Below are 545 nucleotides of genomic sequence, written 5' to 3'. Positions count from 1 at the left end.
TCCTTGCAGCATGACGATGGAGTCCTTGCCGCCGGAGAAGAGGATCACCGGCTTCTCGAACTCGCCCGCCACCTCGCGGAAGATGTGCACCGCCTCGGACTCCATCGAGTCCAGGTGGCCGAGCGCCCGCGGGGCTCTGCGGATGGGGATGACGGTGGTCACGCGAGGCCCCTCTGTTCGAGCAGCGCGTGCAGCGCCGCGGCGGATTCACGGACGGTCTGCGTGTGCGAGGCGATGCGGAGGTCGGGGGCCCGTGGTACCTCGTACGGGTCGTCGACGCCGGTCAGACCGGAGATCTCGCCCGCCGCCTGCCTGGCGTACAGGCCCTTCACGTCCCGCTCGGAGCACACCTCGACCGGGGTCGCGACATGGACCTCCAGATACGGGGTGCCGGCGGTGGCGTGGCGTTCGCGGACGGCCTCGCGGCTGTCGGCGTAGGGCGCGATCACCGGGACCAGGGCCTTCACACCGTTGCTCGCGAGGAGTTCGGCGACGAAGCCGATCCGCTGCACGTTGGTGTGCCGGTCCTCGCGGCCGAAGCCCAG

At 70.5% G+C, this 545-nt stretch carries 1 protein-coding gene and 1 pseudogene; both read right to left on the bottom strand.

Annotation, left to right across the window (positions count from 1 at the left end):
* A pseudogene (locus tag WDV06_RS37090) lies at nucleotides 1-162 on the bottom strand (sulfate adenylyltransferase subunit CysD); the annotation flags it as partial.
* Nucleotides 159-545 (bottom strand): adenylyl-sulfate kinase (locus tag WDV06_RS37085; RefSeq protein WP_395514193.1); only part of this gene is annotated, 387 nt, incomplete at its 5' end. The pseudogene WDV06_RS37090 and the gene WDV06_RS37085, both read right to left, overlap by 4 nt.

The sequence above is a fragment of the Streptomyces racemochromogenes genome (genome assembly GCF_044129415.1).
GTDB classification, from domain to species: Bacteria; Actinomycetota; Actinomycetes; order Streptomycetales; family Streptomycetaceae; genus Streptomyces; species Streptomyces racemochromogenes_A.
Note: the sequence above shows the minus strand (reverse complement) of the source record. Positions and strands in the feature narration are given on the sequence as shown.